This window comes from Stutzerimonas sp. LR2 (assembly GCF_055755175.1).
Map to the genome: position 1 here is coordinate 15,118 of NZ_JBVTRR010000007.1, position 21,148 is coordinate 36,265.

The following is a 21,148-nucleotide window of genomic DNA, read 5'->3' on the forward strand; positions in this document are numbered from 1 at the left end:
CATGGCGCACTCCATGCTGGAAATTTCCAATACCGTGCAGCTGCCGGATGCCGAGATCGAATTGACCGCGATACGCGCCCAGGGTGCCGGCGGGCAGAACGTCAACAAGGTGTCCAGCGCGTTGCACCTGCGTTTCGACATCCGGGGCTCGTCGCTGCCGGCGTTCTACAAAGAACGTTTGCTGGCGCTGCGCGACAGCCGCATCACCGCGGAGGGTGTGGTCGTCATCAAGGCGCAGCGCTATCGCACTCAGGAACAGAACCGCCTCGATGCGCTCGAGCGGCTGGCGGAGCTGATTCGCAGCGTCGGCAAGGTGGAGAAGGCCCGCCGCCCGACCAAACCGACCCTCGGCTCGAAGACGCGCCGGCTCGAAGGCAAGAGCCGGCGAGGTGCGATCAAGGCGGGGCGAGGTCGGATCGACTACTGAGGTCAGGTGCCGGTTCGCACGTCGGGCGTTGCCTCGGCGGGCGGCACGTCATCCAGCTCGACTTCGTTGGCCGGCTCATGCTTGGCGGCGTCTTCCGGCGTGTCGGGCATCAGCTCCATGACGGTGGGGCTGGTGCGCAGGATCGGCGTGAAGTGGCCGTGCGGCTCGGTCACCAGATCGAACACCTTGCGCGGCCGGTAGAAGGCATAGAACGCCAGTACGCCCAGGCCCACCGCGAAGAACAGCGGCAGGGCGATGGGCCCGACCAGATGCATCAGGCCGCCGGCTGCCACCGGGCCCAGCGCGGCGCCGAAGCCGTTGGCCAATAGCAGGCCGCTGGAGCCGGAAAGGATCTCGTCGGGATTGAGCTGATCGACCATCTGCGCAACGGCGATGGAATAGATGGAAAACGCCAGGCCACCCCAGACGAACATCAGCCCCAGCAGCAGCGGGCTGGCCATCAGAGGTGCCACGGCAAGCGCGAGAACGGCCGCCAGCGCCACTACCCAGAGCAGCACGGTGCGCCGCTCGTGCTTGTCGGAGAACAGCCCGATCGGCCACTGCAGCACGGCCCCGCCGAGGATGGTGACACTCATCAGCAGTCCCACGCCTGCCGCATCGAAGCCGATCTCGCTGGCATACACCGGTGCCAGACCCCAGAAGCCCCCCAGCACGAAACCCGAGATGCCGGCCGCCATCAGCGGCAGCGGCGCGATGCGTGCGAGCTGCAGCAGATCGGTGGGCGGAATGTCCGGCAGCGACGGCTGCGGCTGGCGGGTCAGGGTGATGGGCATCATCGCGCCGCCGATGAGGATGGTCGCCAGGGCAAACAGGGTGAATTCCATCGGGCTGTCGAGCCCCAGCAGTTGCTGAGCCGCCGCCAGCGCACCCAGGTTGACTGCCATGTACACGGCGAATACCTGGCCGCGCTTCTCGCCGCTCACCTGGGCGTTGAGCCAGCTCTCGATCACCATGTAGAGCGTGACCAGGGCGATACCGTAGACCAGGCGAAGGACCAGCCATACCCACGGATTGACGAGCATCACGTGCAGTAGCACGGCGGTGGCGGCCACCGAGGCGTAGAAGGAGAACGTACGAATATGGCCGATGCGGCGAATCAGCGATGGTGCCAGCCAGGTGCCGATCAGGAACCCGGCGAAATAGCCGGACATCAGCAGGCCGACCATCCCCGTCGAGTAGCCTTCGGCCACGCCGCGCAGGGTCAGGAGTGTGTTGAGTAGCCCGTGGCCGAGCAGCAGCAGAGCCACGCCGGCGAGCAGTGAACTGATGGGAGCGATCAAGGACGTCATGCGGTAACCCTAGGCAGCGAAGCCGGCGAAGGCAAGTCCAGGTACGTCGGGCGCTGGCCGATGGCGCCACCTAACTTGCTGATTTCAGAATAAATTCGCAATGGATGGCGAAATGGTGCGAGTCGGCGGCACCCCTGCGTTGTGCATTTGGCAGCGGACGGCATTCAGGATTCCCGCAACGTGGCGCACTGCAGGGGCTCGGCATGACGCACGGCCTGATTCAACGACCGCACGGCCTCGACCATCGCCTGACGGTCGAGCGCGCCGCTCAGACTGATCGCTGCCTGGTCGACCACCGCCTGGGCGTGGCGCAGCAGCACTCGTTCGGTGTCAGCGTCCTTGGCGGCGTAGAGCAGGTTCTTGCAGGCCTGCAGCAGTGCTTGCAAAACCTGCAAATCGTCCGCGCCATAGCGGCGTTGAGGGCCGAAGGTCATCTGCAGCAGCTGGTGCAGGTTCAGTTCGCGGATGAATATCCGCGGTCGATCCTGGGCGTGAGCGACCTCATGGTCGGGCATCTCCATGCGCTCGGCCAGCAGCACGCTCAGCATGTCGATCGCCTTGATCGCGGTTCCCGGGTCGTTGATACCCGGGCTCAGCGCGCGCACGGCGATCTCGACGATCTGCTTGAAGCCGAAGAAGAAGTGTCGGTGCGCATACTCCTCGACGTAGAAGTCGAAACAGTCGAGCAGACGGTTCGTGCAGTCATCGTCGAGTTCACGTTCGATGCGCATCAGCGGGTGCCCGGGCATGACGAAGAAGCCGTAATGCACTTGCACCGTCATGCGCGCGTCGTGCTCGTCGAGAACGTCGTGGGCGGCTGTGACATTCAGCGCCTTGAAGTACCCCGAGCGCCGCGCCCGCACGACGGACCACTGCGCGTCGTCCGGCCAAGCCGCGCCATGGCTGTCTTGCAGCTGACGACGGCGCGTGCGCAGCTGAGCGAGAGTCTGTTTGTAGACGCGGTTGAGGATGAAATCGACCTGGATGGAGAGCGAAATGGAACGGATGAAGTAGACGAAAAGGCACAGGCAGATGACTGCGAGCCCCAGCGCCAGGAAGATGCCCAGGCTCGGTACGTTAATGTCGTCGCCTTCCTGAATGGTCGAGATCAGCATCAGTGAATTGATGATCGTGCCGAGATAGACGCCCAGCACGACCTGGTGGCTGCGGCTGCTGATCAATGCGGGGATCACCCGTGGCGAGAGTGACGAGGCGGCCGAGTTGAGCACCACCATGACCATCGAGAAGCTGAACACCATCAGCGAAATGATTCCGCCGACCAGGGTGCCGAGAATCAGACGGGCGTTGTCGGCGTTCTTCACCAGCCCCAGATCGAGGTCTTCCTTGTAAGGCTGTAGCCAGGTCATCTCCAGAACGATGGTGACGACGCACAGGCTGGCGAGGCCGACCGCGATCAGAGTCGGGTAGAAGGCGATGCTACCGGTGACGCGGTGATACAGGCGAAACAGCCTGTTGGTGACTGCGGACATTGGGGCTCCCTGCGATGGTCCGCCGAAGCGGGGCTACCCGCCTTTCGGCAGCATCGGGGGCGTAACGTTCGCTCAGGCCTTGTCACCGGGAACCAGGGTCGCGATCAGCGCACGCACGCTGCCGGGCAGGGCGTCCAGCTCACGGACCAGAATACTGCGTTCTCTCACTGCCCAGGGTTCGTCCAGTGTTACCAGGGCCAGCTGCATGGTGCGGCTGTGCCGGCGCGCCGCGGATTCGGGAATGATGCCGATGCCGACACCGGCCTCGATCATCCGGCAGACCGCCTCGAAGCTGGAGAGCTGGATACGCAGGGAGAGCTGGCCGCCGAGTTTTTCCACCTGATCGCGCAGGAAGGTCAGCAGGGTGCTGCCCTCGTGCAGGCCGATGTGCTGATAGGCCAGGGTCTGGCGCAGCGTGACCTGTGCTTCCCCGGCCAGCGGATGGCCGACCGGTACCGCCAGCAGCAGGCGGTCGGTGCTGAAGTGCAATACCTGCAGCCCTTCGGCCTGCACCGGGCCCGCGATGATGCCCATGTCGGTGCTGCCGTCCAGCACACCACGCACGATGTCGCGGCTCAGGCGCTCCTGCAGGTCCACCGTGACGCCGGGGCGCTCGGCGAGAAATCCGGCCAGCACCTCCGGGAGGAATTCGGTTACGGCCGTGGTATTGGCGAAGATGCGGATGTGACCGGCCGAGTCGGTGCCGTATTCGGCGAACTCGCTTTTCAGATAGTCCACCTGGCGCATGATCAGCCGCGCATGTTGCAGCAGCTTGTGTCCGGCCGGCGTCAGCTCCACCCCGCGGCTGTCGCGGTAGAGCAGGCGGCTATCGAACTGAGCTTCCAGCGCCTTGATACGTGCACTGGCGGCTGCCGGTGAGAGGTGCGCGCGGCGCGCGCCCTGGGTCAGGCTGGGGGACTCGGCGATATGGATGAACAGGCGCAGATCGGCCAGATCGAAATGCATGAGGTGCCTCGGCTTGGGTTGGGCGTTCAGCTTAGCCGAACGCCGGTGTCGGTAAATACAAATTCTCGGAACGCCGGCTTCGTAGCATCCTGCGGCAAAACAAGACAACAGCGGAACCCGACGATGACCGATACCTCTGCCTGGATTGGCCGCAGCGAAGAAGTCCACGACCAGCTCAGCCGCAACCTGCTGATGCGCATCGCCGCGACCTTCGGTGAAAGCACTCCCGCCCATGGCGAAGCGCTGCCGCCTTTGTGGCAATGGTGCTTCTTCCAGGACCCGATTGCCGAAAACGGGCTGGGCGAGGACGGCCACCCGGCACGCGGTGGCTTCCTGCCGCCGGCGGACAACCGCAACCGCATGTGGGCCGGTGGCCGCGTCGAATTCTTCCGCCCGCTGGAAGCGGGTGGCGAGGCCCGGCGGGTATCGACCATCAAGCACATCGAGGAGAAGCACGGCCGCACCGGTGCGTTGCTGTTCGTTACCGTGCAGCACGACTACCTGCAGGACGGCCGCCTGGCCATCCGCGAGGAGCAGGACATCGTCTACCGCGAGCCGAGCCCGCCGAAGAGCAGCAGTGGCGAACCCATGGTCGCCGGAGGCTGGCGCGAGGCGGTCACACCGACGCCGACGCTGCTGTTCCGCTATTCGGCGGTCACCTTCAATGGCCATCGCATCCATTACGACTGGCCCTACGTCACCGAGACCGAAGGCTATGCCGGCCTGGTCGTTCACGGCCCGCTGATCGCAACCTTGAACCTGCGCGCCTTCTGCCGCGCCAATCCCGACGCCCGCCTGCGCCGCTTCGCCTACCGCGGCCTGCGCCCGCTGATCGCGCCGCAGCCGTTCGAGGTCGGCGGCCGCATCGTCGCGTCGGGCAAGGCCGAACTCTGGGCCGGCGACCACAACGGCCTGGCGCAGAAAGCCGAAGTGGAATTCGACTGAATCGTAGGGTGGATAACGGCGCAGCCTTATCCACCGTTGAGGCCGCGTGCCGCACAAGCGAGAAACCGAGATGACCCCGAACAAGACCGAAGAACTGAGCTTCATCCGCGAAGGCGTGCGCGCCCTCTGTGCCGAATTTCCCGCCGAATACTGGCGCAGGATCGATGAGGAAAAGGGCTTTCCGGAAGCCTTCGTCACCGCCATGACCGAGGCCGGCTGGCTCTCGGCGATGATTCCGGAAGAATACGGCGGCTCCGGCCTGGGTCTGGCCGAGGCTTCGGTGATTCTCGAGGAGGTCAACCGTTGCGGCGGCAACTCCGGGACCATTCATGGGCAGATGTACAACATGTTCACGCTGCTCAGAAACGGCAGCGAGGAGCAGAAACGCTACTACCTGCCGAAGCTGGCGAGCGGCGAGCTGCGCCTGCAGTCCATGGGCGTCACCGAGCCGACCACCGGAACCGACACCACCAAGATCAAGACCACCGCCCTGCGCCAGGGCGAAAAGTACGTCATCAACGGGCAGAAGGTGTGGATCTCGCGCATCCAGCATTCCGACCTGATGATCCTGCTGGCACGCACCACGCCGCTGGCCGAGGTGCAGCGCAAGTCCGAGGGCATGTCGATCTTCCTCGTCGACCTGCGCGAGGCCATCGGCAACGGCCTGACCGTGCAGCCGATCGCCAACATGGTCAACCACGAGACCAACGAGCTGTTCTTCGACAACCTGGAGATTCCCGCCAGTAGCCTGATCGGCGAGGAGGGCAAGGGCTTTCGCTACATCCTCGACGGTCTGAATGCCGAGCGCACGCTGATCGCCGCCGAGTGCATCGGCGATGGCCGCTGGTTCGTCGAGAAGTCCGCGCAGTACGCCCGCGACCGCGTGGTATTCGGCCGGCCCATCGGGCAGAACCAGGGCGTGCAGTTCCCGATCGCCGAAGCGCATATCGAGATCGAGGCCGCGGACCTGATGCGCTGGCGCGCCTGCGAGGAATATGACGCCGGGCGCAATGCCGGGGCGGCCGCCAACATGGCCAAGTACCTGGCAGCGAAGGCCAGCTGGGAGGCCGCCAACGCCTGCCTGCAGACCCACGGCGGCTTCGGCTTCGCCAACGAATACGACGTCGAGCGCAAGTTCCGCGAGACGCGGCTGTACCAGGTGGCGCCGATCTCCACCAACCTGATCCTTTCGTACGTGGCCGAGCACTTGCTCGAGCTGCCGCGTTCGTTCTGACGGAGCCAGACGTAGGGTGGAAACGGCGAAGCCTTTTCCACGCATATCGAACAGGCGACACGGGTGGTGGAAATGCTCGCGATTTCCACCCCTACGAAAAAGGGAAGTGCGTCATGAATATCAGCTATCTCGACCACCTGGTGCTGACCGTCGCTGACCTCGAGGCAACGATCGACTTCTACACCCGCGTGCTCGGCATGCAGGCGGTGACCTTCGGCGAAGGGCGCAAGGCGCTGGCCTTCGGCAACCAGAAGATCAACCTGCACCAGGCCGGGCGCGAATTCGAGCCCAAGGCCGAGCGGCCGACCCCGGGTTCGGCGGACCTCTGCTTCATCGTCGCCACACCGCTGGCCGAGGTGATCGCCCACCTCCAGGCGCAGCAGGTCGCCATCGTCGAAGGTCCGGTGCAACGCACCGGCGCGACCGGACCGATCCGCTCGGTGTACCTGCGCGACCCCGACCAGAACCTCATCGAACTGTCCAATTCGTTAGAGAATCCGCTGGAGCCCAACGCATGAGCCAGCACACCCGTGCCCTGACCGAATTCCTCGCCGGGCTCGCCTACGAGCAGATCCCCGAACCGGTGCTCGCCCGCACCGAAGACCTCTTTCTCGATTGGCTCGGCTCGGCCCTGGCCAGCGCCGGCTCGCATCCGATTCCGCTGTTCGAGCGTTACGCGCAGAAGATGGGCCCGGCCGACGGGCCGGCGCGCATTCTGGTCAACGGCCAGAGCAGCTCGGCCTATTTCGCCGCGCTGGTGAATGCCGCCAGCTCGCATCTGGTGGAGCAGGACGACCTGCACAACAGTTCCGTGCTGCACCCGGCCACGGTGGTGTTTCCCGCTGCGCTGGCGGCGGCGCAGGATCTCGGCAAGTCCGGCCGCGAGCTGCTGGTGGCCTCGGTGGCCGGCTACGAGGCGGGCATCCGCATCGGCGAGTTCCTCGGCCGCTCGCATTACCGCATCTTCCACACCACCGCGACGGTCGGCACCCTGGCCGCGGCGGTGGCCGTTGGCAAGCTGATGGATTTCGACCAGCAGCAGTTCACCCATCTGCTCGGCAGCGCCGGTACGCAAGCGGCGGGGCTGTGGGAGTTTCTCCGTGACGCGGCGGACTCCAAGCAACTGCACACCGCCAAGGCGGCTGCCGATGGCCTGCTCGCCGCCTACCTGACCGCCGATGGCCTGACCGGCGCGCAGAACGTCCTCGAAGGCGAGCAGGGCATGGCGGCGGGCATGTCCCGCGATGCCGAGCCGAGCAAGCTGTCCGACCGGCTCGGCATGCGCTGGGCGCTGGCGGAAACCTCGTTCAAGTTCCACGCCTCCTGCCGCCATACCCACCCGGCGGCCGATGCGCTGCTGGCGCTGATGCAGCGCGAAGGGCTCGGGGCCGATGACATCGCCTCGGTCACCACCCGCGTACACCAGGGCGCGATCGACGTGCTCGGCCGCGTGACGGTGCCGCAAACGGTGCATCAAGCCAAATTCTCCATGGGCACCGTGCTGGGGCTGATCGCCCTGTACGGCAAGGCCGGCCTGACCGAATTCCACAGCCATGCGCTCAGCGACCCGCGCGTCGGCGAGTTCCGCGAGAAGATCTCGATGACGCTCGATCCCGAGGTGGACGGCGCCTACCCGGCACGCTGGCTCGGTCGCGTCGAAGTGACCACCGCCGATGGCCGCACGCTGCACGGCGCCATCGACGAACCCAAGGGCGACCCGGGCAACACGCTGAGCCGCGCCGAGCTGGAGGACAAGTTCCGCCACCTGGTGCAGTTCTCCGCGGCGCGCAGCGATGACGAGGCGGGCGCGCTGATCGATACGGTCTGGCGCCTGCGCGAGCTGCAGCGGCTGGGCGCATTGGCCTGAACTGAATCGTAGGGTGGATGACGGCGAAGCCTTATCCACCAATGTGGCGCCAGAGCCCCAGGGGCTGGAACAAACGCGTGGAAATGGCTTCGGCGATTTCCACCCTACGCCGAATTTGCAGGAACCGAACATGAACGACACCCAGGTCAAACCCCGCCCACTCGATGGCATCACCGTGGTCAGCCTCGAGCACGCCATCGCCGCGCCGTTCTGCACGCGCCAGCTGGCCGACCTCGGCGCACGGGTGATCAAGATCGAGCGGCCCGGTGCCGGCGACTTCGCCCGCGGCTACGACGAGCGGGTCGACGGCCTGGCCTCGCATTTCGTCTGGACCAACCGCTCGAAGGAAAGCCTGAGCCTGGACGTGAAGCAGGACGCCGCTGCCCAGGTGCTCGACCAGCTCTTGGCCAAGGCCGACGTGCTGGTGCAGAACCTGGCACCGGGCGCCGCCGCGCGCATGGGGTTGTCCTTCGAGGCGCTGCACGAGCGCTTTCCGCGGCTGATCGTCTGCGACATTTCCGGCTACGGCGAGGGCGGCCCCTACGAGCAGAAGAAGGCCTATGACCTGCTGATCCAGAGCGAGGGCGGCTTTCTCTCCGTCACCGGTGGGCCGGGTGAAACCGAGATGGCCAAGGCCGGCTGCTCCATCGCCGACATCGCCGCGGGCATGTACGCCTACACCGGCGTGCTTTCGGCGCTGATGCTGCGCGACAAGACGGGCGAGGGCAGCCGCGTCGACGTTTCCATGCTCGAAAGCCTAGTGGAGTGGATGGGCTACCCGTTGTATTACGCCTACAAGGGCGCGACGCCGCCGCCGCGTGCCGGCGCCGCCCACGCCACCATCTACCCTTACGGCCCGTTTCCCACCGGCGACGGCGGCACGGTGATGCTCGGCCTGCAGAACGAGCGTGAGTGGCTGGCGTTCTGCGACAAGGTGCTGCTGCAGCCGGAACTGGCGCAGGACGAGCGCTTCTCCAGCAACGCCCGGCGTTCGGATAATCGCACCGAATTGCGTGCGCTCATCGTCGAGGCGTTCAGCCACCTGAGTGCCGAAGAGGTGATCGCCCGGCTGGATGCTGCGCCCATCGCCAATGCGCATGTCAACGACATGGCCGGTGTCTGGGCGCATCCGCAGCTAAAGGCGCGCCAGCGCTGGAGCGAGGTGGACAGCCCGGCCGGTCGCTTGCCTGCGCTGCTGCCGCCGGGGCGCAACAGTGCCTTCGCCCCGCGCATGGACCCCATCCCCGCGCTGGGCCAGCACACCGACAGCCTGCTGGCCGAGCTGGGTTACGCCCCCGGCGACATTCAGCGCTTGCACGAGCAGGGCGCGGTATGAGCGTGCCCAGGAGCCAGCCCATGAACTCATCGATCATCCGTAGCGCGCTGTTCGTCCCGGCGACCCGTCCGGAGCGCATTCCCAAGGCGCTGGCGAGCGGCGCCGACGCGGTCATCGTCGACCTCGAGGATGCGGTCGCGGAGAACCTTAAGGCAGAGGCGAGGGGCAACCTCGATGCCTTCCTCGCGGCCAACCCGGCGGCGCGCCTGCTGGTGCGCATCAACGCGCCAACCCATGCCGAGCAGGCCGCGGACCTGGCGCTCTGTGCCCGTCATGCCGGCGTCACCGGCGTGCTGCTGCCGAAGGTCGAAAGCGCGGTGCAGGTTGCGCTGGCGGCCAGCTGCGGCAAGCCGGTCTGGCCAATCGTCGAAAGTGCCCGCGGGCTGGCCAATCTGGCGGAAATTGCCCACGCCCAGGGTGTCGAGCGGCTGTCCTTCGGCGCGCTGGACCTGGGCCTCGATCTCGGCCTGGCCAATGGCACCGCCGGCGCCGAGCGCATGCTTGACCAGGCACGCTATGCGCTGCTGCTGCAGTCGCGATTGGCCGGGCTGGCAGCACCGCTGGACAGCGTCTTTCCCGACATCAAGAACCTCGATGGCCTGACCCGTGCCGCTGCCGACGCGCGTGACATGGGCTTTGGCGGCCTGCTGTGCATCCACCCGAGCCAGGTGGCCGTGGTGCACGAAACCCTGATGCCCAGTGCCGCGGAACTGGACTGGGCGCAACGCATCCTCGCCGCTGGAGCTTCCGGCGATGGGGTATTCGTGGTGGACGGACAGATGGTCGACGCCCCCGTCATCGGCCGTGCCCGTCGCCTGCTGCAACGTGCCGGGCAAGCGGTGCCCTGACCGCAACGCTTGCCCGCGAAACGTACCAATCGACAAAAACAAGAGGGTACTTCCATGCTGAGTAACAAGCTCAAGGCACTCGCCTGCGCGCTTTCTTTCACCGTCGCCGGGTTGGTGCATGCCGACCCCGTGACCATAAAGTTCGCCCATGTGGTGGCGGACAACACACCGAAGGGGCAGGGCGCCCTGCTGTTCAAGAAACTCGCCGAGGAACGCCTGCCGGGCAAGGTGAAGGTCGAGGTGTATCCGAACTCCTCGCTGTTCGGCGACGGTAAGGAAATGGAAGCCCTGCTGCTCGGTGACGTGCACATGCTGGCGCCCTCGCTGGCCAAGTTCGAGCATTACGCCAAGGCCATTCAGATCTATGACCTGCCGTTCCTGTTCGACGACCTGGCGGCAGCCGATCGTTTCCAGAGCGGCCCGCAGGGCAAGGCGCTGCTGCGCGCGATGGAGGACAAGAACATCACCGGTCTGGCCTACTGGCACAACGGAATGAAGCAGCTTTCGGCGAACAAGCCGCTGCGCGAGCCGAAGGATGCCCGTGGGCTGAAGTTCCGCGTACAGGCCTCGGCAGTGCTCGACGAGCAGTTCAAGGCGGTGCGCGCCAACCCCCGCAAGATGAGCTTCGCCGAGGTCTACCAGGGCTTGCAGACCGGCGTGGTCAACGGCACCGAGAACACCTGGTCGAACTATGAAAGCCAGAAGGTGCACGAGGTCCAGCCTTACATGACCGCCTCCGACCACGGCCTGATCGACTACATGGTGATTACCAACACCAAGTTCTGGAACGGCCTGCCGGAAGACGTGCGCGGCGAGCTGGAAACGATCATGGAAGAGGTCACCGCTGAGGTGAACCGCCAGGCCGACGAGCTCAACCAGCAGGCGCGCCAAGCCATCGCCGCCTCCGGCAAGACCGAAATCATCGAACTGACCCCCGAGCAACGCGCCCAGTGGCGCGAGGCGATGAAACCGGTGTGGAAGAAGTTCGAGAATGAGATCGGCGCCGAGCTGATCGAAGCGGCGCAGGCGGCCAACCGCTCTTGAGCCTCCAGAGGCACCAAGCGGCGAAGAACGAACGGGCCTGTCCGATGTGACCGGCCCGTTTTTTTATGCCTGAAACCAGGCTTATGCTGACCGACCAAAGCGCGCAAGGAGACGCCGGCATGAGTCGTTACGCCACGGTCAGCACACCCGTGCTGGATATCGCTTATCTCGAATGGAACCCCCGCGGCCAGCAGGTGGCCGTGCTCGTGCACGGCTGGCCGGATTGCCCCGAAGGTTGGGAGCCCGTGGCCGAGCGCCTGGCCGCAGCTGGCTACCGCGTGCTCTGCCCGACGCTGCGCGGCTTCGGCCAGACACGCTTTCGCGACGCGCTGACCCCACGCAGCGGTCAGCTCGCCGCGCTGGGGCGCGACCTGCTGGATTTCATCGACGCACTGCGCCTCGACCAGCCGGTGCTGGTTGGCCATGACTGGGGCGCGCGGGCGGTGGCCAATGCCTGCGGGCTGCGCCATCACGCCGCCGCACGGCTGGTAATGCTCGCGGTGGGCTACGGCACCAATGACCCGAACCAGCACATCTCGCTCAGCCAGGCGCGCAACTACTGGTACCACTGGTACATGGCCACCCCGCGCGGCGAGCAGACGGTAGTTGAGGATCGCGCGGCCTTCACGCGGCTGCTGTGGGATACCTGGTCACCGGCCGGCTGGTACGCCGAGGCTGATTTCATCCAGGCCCTGGAAGCTTTCGATAATCCGGACTGGGCTGCCTTGGTACTGCATTCCTATCGCCACCGCTGGGGCTTCGTCGACGGCGATCCTGCCTATGCATCGGACGAGGCGCTGCTGCAACCGGCCCCGGTGCTCGCCGTGCCAACGCTGGTGCTGCACGGCGAGGCCGATACCTGCAACGCACCGGAAACCTCGGCCGGGCGTGAGGCCTTGTTCAGCGGCCCATACCACCGACAGCTCTTGCCAGGCGTCGGCCATTTCCCCCAGCGCGAAGCCCCGCAGGGGGTGGCCGACGCGATTCTGCAGTTCTGTCAGGGGGATTGAGCCTGTTGCTAGATGCTGCGGACGGCGAGACCTAACCGTGTCTCTGGCCTGCAGTGGTTGGTTTTTCTAGGGCTCTGCTAGGCCTGGCGCTTGTGCTAGCCAGCTTCTTTTTTGCAGCTCTACAGGGCATGAAATCTCGACGCCTTATCGACACGGCAATGGTGGACGGGGGCGGAAGGTCGTAGGCGAGGCAGTGTTTGATGACATCAATTTCATGCTTCCCGGAGCTGGTGTATAAACATCCGGCGTCCCCGAGAGGCCCTAGCTAGAGGCTCGAAGAGAAAGGCGAACGGAATGTTATACGCCAAGCCCGTTCGGCGTCTTATACACCACCTGGTGTCTAATTATAGTTAGGCAAAGGAAAACATGAACATCGTTGAAGGAATCACTCTTGCGATAGCAGTGCTCGGCGTTATGAACACTTGGCAAGCACTCGATAACTCAAGGGTAAAGCTAAGAGTAAGGCCCAAACATGCTATACCTTTCGGCGATGCTGATCCCCGCCTGACTTTCTGTATTGAAATCACCAATCTAAGTTCTTTTGCAGTCACTATTGCTGAGGCGGGTGTTTTTTATCGAAACACAGATAAAAGAGGCGCTTACGGAAATCCAGTGCTTATCGATGGTCAACCTTGGCCAAGGCGTCTAGAGCCGAGAAGTTCAGTAACCATATACGGACAACCACCATTTTCTAGCGATCCGAAGCATTCTTTAAAGTGTGCATATGCTCGCACTGAATGTGGCGTAACACGTACGGGTTCAAGCCCTGCATTTAAGCAACTAGCAAAATCGCAGACCTAACAAGTGGTTCAAACCGCTCGCTTCGCTCACTGGGACGGGCTAAAGCCCGCCCCTTAACCAAGCGTTATAGGAATCAAGGGAGACCTCATTGAAAGAAAGACTGATTCAACGAATTGACCAATTGATTTTTCAAGGTAGCCAGGTGCTCGCAACCACACGGAACTCTCGTGGTTTTGGGGACTACGTGGACTCTGGAAAGATGAAGGGCTTCAGGTCTGCACTTCTTTCTTTCATTGAGCGGCTATATGGCAAAGGCCATACCTTCTATAATGAAGCTGATAAAGCATTAAGCGACACACATCCCTCTAATGCCGAGGCCGGCATATCTATCTTGCAAGCCATAAAAGATGAAGTTTCCGGAGACTGGCTTCTATCTATCAAAGAGCTTGTATCCGCCGAACTATTTTCAGACTTTATGGAGATGGCTCAACATCTACTTAGCCAAAATTACAAAGATCCAGCAGCAGTAATTATTGGCAGTGTATTGGAAGAGCACTTGCGCCAGCTATGCATCCATAACGGCATAGACGTAGTGGTTGAAACCGGAGATAGAGCCATTCCCAAAAAAGCAGACCGCCTAAACAGTGATCTCGCAAAAGAAGAAATCTACTCAAAGCTAGATCAAAAAGCAGTAACGATGTGGCTGGATCTACGAAACAAAGCTGCGCACGGAAGATATTCCGAATATGAGTTTGGGCAGGTTGAAAATATGATGTCTGGCGTTATTGAGTTCATTGCAAGATCAAAGCTTGCGTGAATCCTATAACAAGTGGTTCAAGCCGTTCGCTTCGCTCACTCGGGACTGGCTAACGCCAGCCCCTTAACCAAACGTTAGAGGCACTTTCAAACTTGAAGACCGCGCACGCTTTCAAGCTAATCGATATCAAAACCTTGGCTCTCGCTTTTGCTGTCGGGCTCTTGATTCCGTTGATTTTGGTGCAGCTGACACTTTGGGCTCTTTCGTCATCTGGTAACACAAACCTGTACATCCTTGGCTCAATGTTATTGTATGCAGTGTATTTCTTAATAATTCCTATGTCAGTCGGATACATAGCATCACTAAAGGCCAAGCAGCTGTCTTATTACCATGGCATAGGGGCTACATTATTATTCGCCATCACAGCCTATATGCTTTCTGAACCTATTTACTGGTGGCTTGGCTTTACTCAGTTTTTAGCTCATGCACTGCTAGGCTTCTTAGGCACCTACATTGCTGCTCGCAGGCGCAACGTGCAGAGCCTCTAACAACTGGTTCGTTCGCTTCGCTCACTGGGACGGGCTAGAACCCCCCCTTAACCAAACCTTAGGTTCTTCAATTGTGCGAAAGCTATTAGAGGCTGACAGCCTGGTTCAGGTAAATCTTATAGCAAGCTATCTGCAAAGCAGCGGCATTGCCACAAGGATAATTAATGAATATCAAGGCTCTATTCGTTCAATTGTTTCTTTTCATAGACCAATACGCCCTGAGCTTTGGGTGCCCTCTGAACAATTTGAAACAGCTGCCAGATTAGTTGGGCGCTATCAGTACGAACAAGAATCAAATAATTCAGGTGTTGAAGTCGAATGGTTGTGTAAAAATTGCGAGGAAAGCAATCCTGATAATTTCATGTCTTGCTGGAATTGCGGTGGGTCGAAATGAGCCTGCACCCTGGCTAGTCTGTAGTTCGTGCAGCAGGGGCCAAGCATTCAAACGTTCACAGAGATAATCATTGTCTTATCGGCCTTGTTCTGCTGCAGGTCTCGCCTGTTCCGACAGTATTGCTTCACAACAAGACCATCACCTCATTTTTCAATCCTGCCGTAAGGGGCGGCCTTGCGTTGTGCCAGTTCCGGCTGAAACACCGCTCATGCCGACACACCGTCCAACAGGCGCTCCGCACGCGTTCAAACGCCGGCTTCCTGCATCCACTTCGGTTTCGGATAACGGCGATCGGCCTTGCCGGCCTTGAGTACCGCGCCCGGCACGTCGTGGCCGACTAGTTGGGGCAGGTCGGCGGCGCATTGCAGCAGGCGGTCGAGATCGACGGCGGTGTTCAGGCCCATGCGCTGGAACATATGCACCAAGTCCTCGGTGCAGATATTGCCGCTTGCGCCTGGCGCGTAAGGGCAGCCGCCGAGTCCGCCGAGCGAGGCGTCGAAGCGGTCGATGCCGGCGTTCAGCGCTGCCAGCGCGTTGGCCAGGCCCATGCCGCGGGTGTTGTGGAAGTGTGCGGTGAATACTGCCTGTGGCCAGCTGTTCAGCACTTCGCGGCAGATACGCTCGACCTGCGCCGGGTCGGCCATGCCGGTGGTGTCGCAGAGGGTGATGCCCTGCACGCCGATTTCCAGCAGGCGCTGCACCAGCTCATAGATGCGCCGCTCAGGCACGTCGCCCTCGAAGGGGCACCCGAAGGTGGTCGATAGCGAGGCGTTGATGAACACGCCACTGCCGCGAGTGACTTCAATGATTTCGCGGAACTGCACCAGCGACTGTGCGGGCGTCATGCGCAGGTTGGCCAGGCCGTGGGTATCGCTGGCCGACATCACCAGGTTGATCTCGTCCACCTCGCAGGCCAGCGCGCGCTCGCAGCCCTTCACGTTGGGCACCAGCACGGTGTACTCGACGCCCTCCGCACGGCGGATGCCGCGCATCACGTCCTCGGCGTCGCGCAGGTTGGGGATGGCCTTGGGCGAGGTGAAGGAGGTGACCTCGATCTTTGCCAGCCCGGTTTGCGAGAGGCGGTCGATCAGAGCGATCTTGGCTTCGGTCGGCACGAAGTTCGCTTCGATCTGGAAGCCGTCGCGGGTAGCGACTTCCTGGATATACAGGCGTTTGCTCATGGGGAGTCCTGGGGTTTCGTAGGGTGGATGACGCTCTACCCATCCACCGTTGTGGCTTGCTGGCTGGTGGACAAGCTTCGCCTTGTCCACCCTGCGTGGCGTTCAGATGATCCCGCGTTCGCGCAGGCCCTGGCGTTGTTCATCGGTGAGGCCGAGGCCGGCCAGCACATCGTCGGTGTGCTCGCCCAGTTGCGGGCCGCCTTCGCCGATGCGCCCTGGCGTGCGCGACAGCTTGGGCAGCACGCCCGGTACCTTGAGCGGGCCGGCGAAGGTCTGCACCTGCTCGATCATCTGCCGCGCCAGGTAGTGCGGGTCCTTGACGATATCGGCAGCGGTGTAGGGATAGCCGGCCGGCACGCGGGCGCCCTTGAGTGCTTCGATCACCTCGTCGCGGCTGTGCTGGATGGTCCATTCGCCAATGGCGGCATCGATCAGCTCGGCGTGCTGGGCGCGGCCGTCGTTGTGGGCAAAGCGCGGATCATCGGCAAGGTCCTGGCGGCCCATCAGGGTCATCAGGCGCTTGTAGATGCTGTCGCCATTGCCGGCGATCAGCACGTAGGCGCCGTCGTTGCACAAATAGGAATTGGACGGCGTGATGCCGGGCAGGGCACTGCCAGCCGGCTCGCGTACATAGCCGAAGGCGTCGTATTCGGGCACGAGGCTTTCCATCATGGCGAACACCGACTCGTACAGCGCCACGTCGATCTCCTGGCCCTGGCCGCTACGGTTGCGCTCCTGCAGGGCGAGCAACACGCCGATTACCCCATACAGCGAGGACAGCGAATCGCCGATGCTGACGCCGACACGCACCGGAGGCTGGCCCGGATAGCCGGAGAGGTGGCGCAGGCCACCCATGGCTTCGCCGATCACACCGAAGCCCGGCAGGTCGCGATAGGGACCGGTCTGTCCGTAGCCGGAAATGCGCAGCATGATCAGCCGAGGGTTCAGCTTCGACAGCTCATCCCAGCCCAGGCCCCATTCTTCCAGCGTGCCGGGGCGGAAGTTCTCCACCAGAATGTCGGCTTCGGCCACCAGCCGGCGGACAATTTCCTGGCCTTCCGCGGCCTTGAGATCCAGCGTCACCGAGCGCTTGTTGCGCGACTGCACATGCCACCAGAGCGAGGTGCCGTCCTTGAGCTTGCGCCACTTGCGCAGCGGGTCGCCGACCCTGGGGGGCTCGATCTTGATCACGTCGGCGCCGAATTCGCCGAGCAGCTTGCTGGCGAAAGGGCCGGCGATCAGTTGGCCCATCTCGATCACCTTGAGGCCCTGCAGCGGCAGGCTCTTGTCTGTCTGTTCGCTCATCACGACACCTGTGCCGGTTGATTCATGGTGCCGAGCATGACCGACCCATCGGCAGCGGACAATTGGTCGTTGGCCAAGCATGGCTTCGCGCTCCACGAAGCCAGGAGACGTGCGGCCGTGGAATAGCGGGGGGAATAGGTGCATGCTTCGTCACCCGCGAATACGGAAGCCTGCCCATGCGCCGCATCGATTTCGTCACCCTTCGGCTGTTCGTCGCCATCGCCGAGACCCGTAGCCTGACCCGCGCCGCCGAGCGCGAGCATCTGGCGCTGGCAGCGGTGAGCAAGCGCGTCAGCGATCTGGAAGGGCAGCTCGGCGTCAGCCTGCTCTATCGCCAGCCCAAGGGCGTCGAGCTGACGCCGGCCGGCCACGCGCTGCTGCACCACGCGCGCAACCTGCTGGACAACCTGCAGCAGCTGGACGCTGACCTCAGCGAGTTCAGCCAGGGCGTGAAGGGCCATGTGCGCATCCACGCCAACACCTCGGCGGTGATCGAGTTCCTGCCCGAAGACCTGAGCGCCTTCGCTCGCCAGCACCCGGAAGTGAAGATCGACCTGGAGGAGCGCGTCAGCAGTGACACCCTGCGCGCCCTGCGCGAGGGGCTGACCGATATCGGCATCTTCGCCGGGCACATGCCGGCCGAGGACCTGCAGGTGTTTCCCTACCGCGAGGATCGGCTGGTGCTGGTCACACCACGTGAGCATCCGCTGGCCGGCCGCGAATGCATTGCACTGCGCGAGGCGGCAGGCTTCGACTTCATTGGCCTGCAGCAGGACGCCTCACTGCATGCCCTGCTGCAGCAGTCGGCGCAGCTGATGGGTACGCCGCTGCGCCTGCGCATTCAGGTACGCAGCTTTGAGGCGATCTGCCGGATGATCCATACCGGCATGGGCATCGGCGTGCTGCCCGAGCAAGTGGTGCGCAACTACCTGCCGGCGCTGGACGTGGCCATGGTGCCGCTGACCGATGTCTGGGCGCGGCGCGAACTCAAGCTCGGCGTGCGCAATCTGGAAAGCCTGTCGGTGACTGCCCGGCAGATGCTCGAGCACCTCACGCTTCGCGAAGGCCAGGCCTGAACGAAGCCGTTCGGCGGCGCGATCGCGTCACGGCCTTCGCCAAACGCGAAGTCGCGCTTGGCCAATTAGCAATTCAGCCCGAGGGGGCAGCGGGGTAGAGTCGGACCAGCTGCATGGCTCACACAACTACAAAACGGAGCTCTCCATGGCACGACTCACCCGTGGCATCACCCGTCTGCTCGCCGCTTCGGCGCTGTTTAGCGTCCTCGGCGCCCAGGCCGATCCGATCCTGATCAAGTTCTCCCATATCACCGCCGACAGCACGCCGAAGGGTCAGGGCGCGCTGATGTTCAAGAAGCTCGTGGAAGAGCGCCTGCCCGGCCAGGTGGAAGTGCAGGTATTCGCCAACTCCTCGCTGTACGGCGACGGCAAGGAGATGGAGGCACTGCTGATGAACGAGGTGCAGCTGCTGGCGCCGGCACCGTCGAAGCTCGAGCAGTACACCAAGCAGCTGCAGCTGTTCGACCTGATGTTCCTGTTCGACGACATGGCCGCGGCGCAGCGCTTCCAGCAGTCGGACAAGGGGCGCGCCATGCTCAAATCCATGGAGGACAAGGGCATCACCGGCCTGGCCTACTGGCTCAACGGCATGCGCCACTTCACCGCCAACAAGCCGCTGCGCGAGCCGGCCGACGCCCGCGGGCTGAAATTCCGCGTACAGCCCTCGGACCTGCAGGCCGCCCAGTACACCGCCCTGCGGGCGGTGCCGCGCAAGATGGCCTTCGCCGAGATCTACCAGGGCCTGCAGACCGGCGTGGTCAATGCCCAGGACAATCCCTGGTCGAACATCTACAGCCAGAAGTACCACGAGGTGCAGAAGTACATCACCGAGTCCGGCCACGGCATCGGCAACTACCTGCTGATCACCAACACCAGGTTCTGGAACGGCCTGCCGGCAGAGGTGCGCGGCGAGCTGGAAGCGATCATCGACGAGGTCACCGTGGAGGTGAACCGCCAGGCCGAGGCGCTGAACGAGAAGGCCAAGCAGGGCGTCATCGACTCGGGCAAGAGCGAGATTCTGGTGCTGACCGACGAGCAGCGTGCCAAGTGGCGCGAGGCGGTACAACCGGCCTGGAAAAAGTTCGAGGGCGAGATCGGCAAGGAGCTCATCGAGGCGGCCCAGGCAGCCAACTCTGCGCCTTGAGGCAAGCCCGCCAATGGTCTGTTAGACCAATGTGCAGTTTCGGCCACGGCGCTGGCTGCACAGAATGGCGGCGTCTATCTGCGTGATCGGACAAGTGTGTATTCCAACCGGATGGTTGACCGAGCGGCCCCTGAGGCCGCTTTTTTTTTGGCCTTCAGCTTTTCGCCGGAATTGGCAGTAATGCCAGCGGCGCCAGTTCGTCATGCAGGCGGTTGATGCGCTCCAGCAGATCGTTGACCGCACGGCGGTCACGGTCGTTCCGCAGGTCCGTATCCGCGGCGTCGCGCAGCGCCGCCAATTCATCCACGTAGGCCTCCAACTGGTCGCTGGAGGCCTGCCCGTGCAAGGCAGTCTTCAGGCACTGCATCAGCGCCATGACGATCGCCGGGTCATTGCTGCCATAGGTACGAATCGGGTCGAGGATAAGCGTCAGCCGTCGTTGCGGGCTCAGCTGTGGATAGAACAGCCTGGGCTTGCCATTGTCGATGCAGCCCACGTCCAGCGGCGGGACGCCACCCAGGCGACCGAGCAACACGCCGTGCAGATTGAGCACGCGTATTGCCGTGCCCGGATCGTTGATCGACGGGCTGATGGCCTTTACCGCGATTTCGGTCATCTGCCGCATGCCATAGAAAACGTTGGCGCCGGCGAACTCTTCATCGTGGAAATCGAAGCAGTCGAGTACCTGTCGGGTTCGCCGGGCATCCAGTTCGGCGCTGACCTTGAGCAACGGATGCCCTTCGACCAGAAAGAACCCGGGTTCCACCTGTAGCACTGCCTGCAGATCGTCCGGCCCCAAGAGCTCCCGCAGGCGTTGCTCGTTGACCTCGCGCAGATAGCCGGGCGTGACCGCTTCGATGCAGTACCAGTCGCGGTCATCCGGCGCCGCGGTGATCGACCCCAGGCGCTCGCAACGCTGCGCCAGGTTATGGCAGGCGCTGCGGTAGAGCTGGCCGACGATCCAGTCCACCTGGATGGACTGCGAGATGGAACGGATGAATACGACGAACAGGGCCATACAGCCCAGGCCCATCAGTACGGCGAGCAGCACGCCGAACGCAGGCAGGCTATCGGGTTCGTTCTTGTTGATGAAGGCGATCATCAGCAGGAAGAACAGGATGCAGCCCAGGTAGTTGCCGAGGATCAGCTGGTTGCGCCGATCGCTGATCAGCCCGGGCAGCACGCGCGGGGACAGTCGCGAGGCGGCCCCGTTGAGCACGACCATGACCATGGAAAAGCTGAACACGGTCAGCGAAATGATGCTGGTGATGAGCGTGCCGAGGATTTCCCGGGCGTTGTCCGCCTCTGCCAGGCCGGGCGGCAGCATGTTTCGCCAGGCGTGAGCCAGGTCGGTCGTTTCGAAGAGCAGGACGAGACCGCCCAGCATGAAGTAGCCGGCCGGAATCACGGTGGGGTAGAAGACGATGCTCTGGGGGATCCGCTGCAGCTGACGAAACAGGGCATTGCTTGGTGCTGACATGGGGGCTCCCGGCGATGGCTGTTACGAATTGAGACAGCAGCCCTC

Annotated in this window: 21 protein-coding genes; 15 read left to right on the forward strand and 6 right to left on the reverse strand. The window is 63.2% G+C overall.

The window, feature by feature from the left end:
* Positions 1–13: 13 nt before the first annotated feature.
* Positions 14–427 (forward strand): alternative ribosome rescue aminoacyl-tRNA hydrolase ArfB, encoded by a 414-nt coding sequence (gene arfB / locus ACVRRC_RS20865; RefSeq protein ID WP_013982457.1) that lies wholly within the window; start codon positions 14–16, stop codon positions 425–427.
* Positions 428–429: 2 nt separating this feature from the next.
* Here the strand turns inward: arfB and ACVRRC_RS20870 are convergent, their stop codons facing one another.
* The 3 genes from ACVRRC_RS20870 to ACVRRC_RS20880 all read right to left on the reverse strand — a co-directional run bounded on the left by ACVRRC_RS20870 (position 430) and on the right by ACVRRC_RS20880 (position 4,193).
* A complete protein-coding gene (locus ACVRRC_RS20870) occupies positions 430–1,737 on the reverse strand; it encodes an MFS transporter (RefSeq protein ID WP_472997462.1) in 1,308 nt (435 codons plus the stop codon).
* Positions 1,738–1,901: 164 nt separating this feature from the next.
* On the reverse strand, positions 1,902–3,227 hold the full coding sequence (locus ACVRRC_RS20875; RefSeq protein WP_472997463.1) for a DUF2254 domain-containing protein: 1,326 nt from the start codon (positions 3,225–3,227) through the stop codon (positions 1,902–1,904).
* 72 nt (positions 3,228–3,299) lie between these two features.
* A complete protein-coding gene (locus tag ACVRRC_RS20880; RefSeq protein ID WP_019406661.1) occupies positions 3,300–4,193 on the reverse strand; it encodes a LysR substrate-binding domain-containing protein in 894 nt (297 codons plus the stop codon).
* Positions 4,194–4,316: 123 nt separating this feature from the next.
* Between ACVRRC_RS20880 and ACVRRC_RS20885 the strand changes: the two genes are divergently transcribed.
* The 12 genes from ACVRRC_RS20885 to ACVRRC_RS20940 all read left to right on the forward strand — a co-directional run bounded on the left by ACVRRC_RS20885 (position 4,317) and on the right by ACVRRC_RS20940 (position 14,917).
* Positions 4,317–5,138 carry an HTD2 family dehydratase gene (locus ACVRRC_RS20885; RefSeq protein WP_014596399.1) on the forward strand — a complete coding sequence of 274 codons (822 nt, stop codon included), beginning with the start codon at positions 4,317–4,319 and terminating at the stop codon, positions 5,136–5,138.
* A gap of 70 nt (positions 5,139–5,208) precedes the next feature.
* Entirely contained in the window at positions 5,209–6,372 is a 1,164-nt protein-coding gene (locus tag ACVRRC_RS20890) for an acyl-CoA dehydrogenase family protein (RefSeq protein WP_254162978.1), read from the forward strand.
* A gap of 113 nt (positions 6,373–6,485) precedes the next feature.
* Complete coding sequence (locus tag ACVRRC_RS20895; protein WP_472997464.1) at positions 6,486–6,890, forward strand: VOC family protein; 405 nt, start codon at positions 6,486–6,488, stop codon at positions 6,888–6,890.
* The gene (locus ACVRRC_RS20900) at positions 6,887–8,239 is read left to right on the forward strand and encodes an MmgE/PrpD family protein (protein ID WP_472997465.1); all 1,353 of its coding nucleotides are present in this window, start codon (positions 6,887–6,889) and stop codon (positions 8,237–8,239) included. The genes ACVRRC_RS20895 and ACVRRC_RS20900 overlap by 4 nt, the downstream gene beginning before the upstream one ends.
* Positions 8,240–8,369: 130 nt before the next feature.
* Positions 8,370–9,575, forward strand: coding sequence for a CaiB/BaiF CoA transferase family protein (locus tag ACVRRC_RS20905; protein WP_472997466.1), 1,206 nt, complete (start codon positions 8,370–8,372; stop codon positions 9,573–9,575).
* A 20-nt stretch (positions 9,576–9,595) separates the two neighbouring features.
* A complete protein-coding gene (locus ACVRRC_RS20910; protein ID WP_045632134.1) occupies positions 9,596–10,423 on the forward strand; it encodes an HpcH/HpaI aldolase/citrate lyase family protein in 828 nt (275 codons plus the stop codon).
* Between the two features lie 54 nt (positions 10,424–10,477).
* Entirely contained in the window at positions 10,478–11,467 is a 990-nt protein-coding gene (locus ACVRRC_RS20915) for a TRAP transporter substrate-binding protein (protein ID WP_472997467.1), read from the forward strand.
* 119 nt (positions 11,468–11,586) lie between these two features.
* Entirely contained in the window at positions 11,587–12,477 is an 891-nt protein-coding gene (locus ACVRRC_RS20920) for an alpha/beta fold hydrolase (RefSeq protein WP_472997468.1), read from the forward strand.
* A 366-nt stretch (positions 12,478–12,843) separates the two neighbouring features.
* A complete protein-coding gene (locus ACVRRC_RS20925; protein ID WP_472997469.1) occupies positions 12,844–13,278 on the forward strand; it encodes a hypothetical protein in 435 nt (144 codons plus the stop codon).
* A gap of 88 nt (positions 13,279–13,366) precedes the next feature.
* Positions 13,367–14,035: a hypothetical protein gene (locus ACVRRC_RS20930; protein WP_472997470.1), complete on the forward strand. Its 669-nt coding sequence runs from the start codon at positions 13,367–13,369 to the stop codon at positions 14,033–14,035.
* 92 nt (positions 14,036–14,127) lie between these two features.
* Complete coding sequence (locus tag ACVRRC_RS20935; RefSeq protein ID WP_045157786.1) at positions 14,128–14,523, forward strand: hypothetical protein; 396 nt, start codon at positions 14,128–14,130, stop codon at positions 14,521–14,523.
* Positions 14,524–14,596: 73 nt separating this feature from the next.
* A complete protein-coding gene (locus ACVRRC_RS20940; RefSeq protein ID WP_472997471.1) occupies positions 14,597–14,917 on the forward strand; it encodes a putative signal transducing protein in 321 nt (106 codons plus the stop codon).
* 245 nt (positions 14,918–15,162) lie between these two features.
* Here ACVRRC_RS20940 and ACVRRC_RS20945 read toward each other — a convergent pair whose 3' ends face one another.
* On the reverse strand, positions 15,163–16,098 hold the full coding sequence (locus ACVRRC_RS20945) for a hydroxymethylglutaryl-CoA lyase (RefSeq protein WP_125856891.1): 936 nt from the start codon (positions 16,096–16,098) through the stop codon (positions 15,163–15,165).
* Between the two features lie 102 nt (positions 16,099–16,200).
* The gene (locus ACVRRC_RS20950; protein WP_014596407.1) at positions 16,201–17,403 is read right to left on the reverse strand and encodes a CaiB/BaiF CoA transferase family protein; all 1,203 of its coding nucleotides are present in this window, start codon (positions 17,401–17,403) and stop codon (positions 16,201–16,203) included.
* A gap of 176 nt (positions 17,404–17,579) precedes the next feature.
* Between ACVRRC_RS20950 and ACVRRC_RS20955 the strand changes: the two genes are divergently transcribed.
* Positions 17,580–18,479 (forward strand): LysR family transcriptional regulator, encoded by a 900-nt coding sequence (locus ACVRRC_RS20955; protein ID WP_048329452.1) that lies wholly within the window; start codon positions 17,580–17,582, stop codon positions 18,477–18,479.
* 145 nt (positions 18,480–18,624) lie between these two features.
* The gene (locus tag ACVRRC_RS20960; protein WP_017246029.1) at positions 18,625–19,623 is read left to right on the forward strand and encodes a TRAP transporter substrate-binding protein; all 999 of its coding nucleotides are present in this window, start codon (positions 18,625–18,627) and stop codon (positions 19,621–19,623) included.
* Positions 19,624–19,777: 154 nt separating this feature from the next.
* Here ACVRRC_RS20960 and ACVRRC_RS20965 read toward each other — a convergent pair whose 3' ends face one another.
* A complete protein-coding gene (locus tag ACVRRC_RS20965; protein WP_017246028.1) occupies positions 19,778–21,103 on the reverse strand; it encodes a DUF2254 domain-containing protein in 1,326 nt (441 codons plus the stop codon).
* Positions 21,104–21,148: the final 45 nt, after the last annotated feature.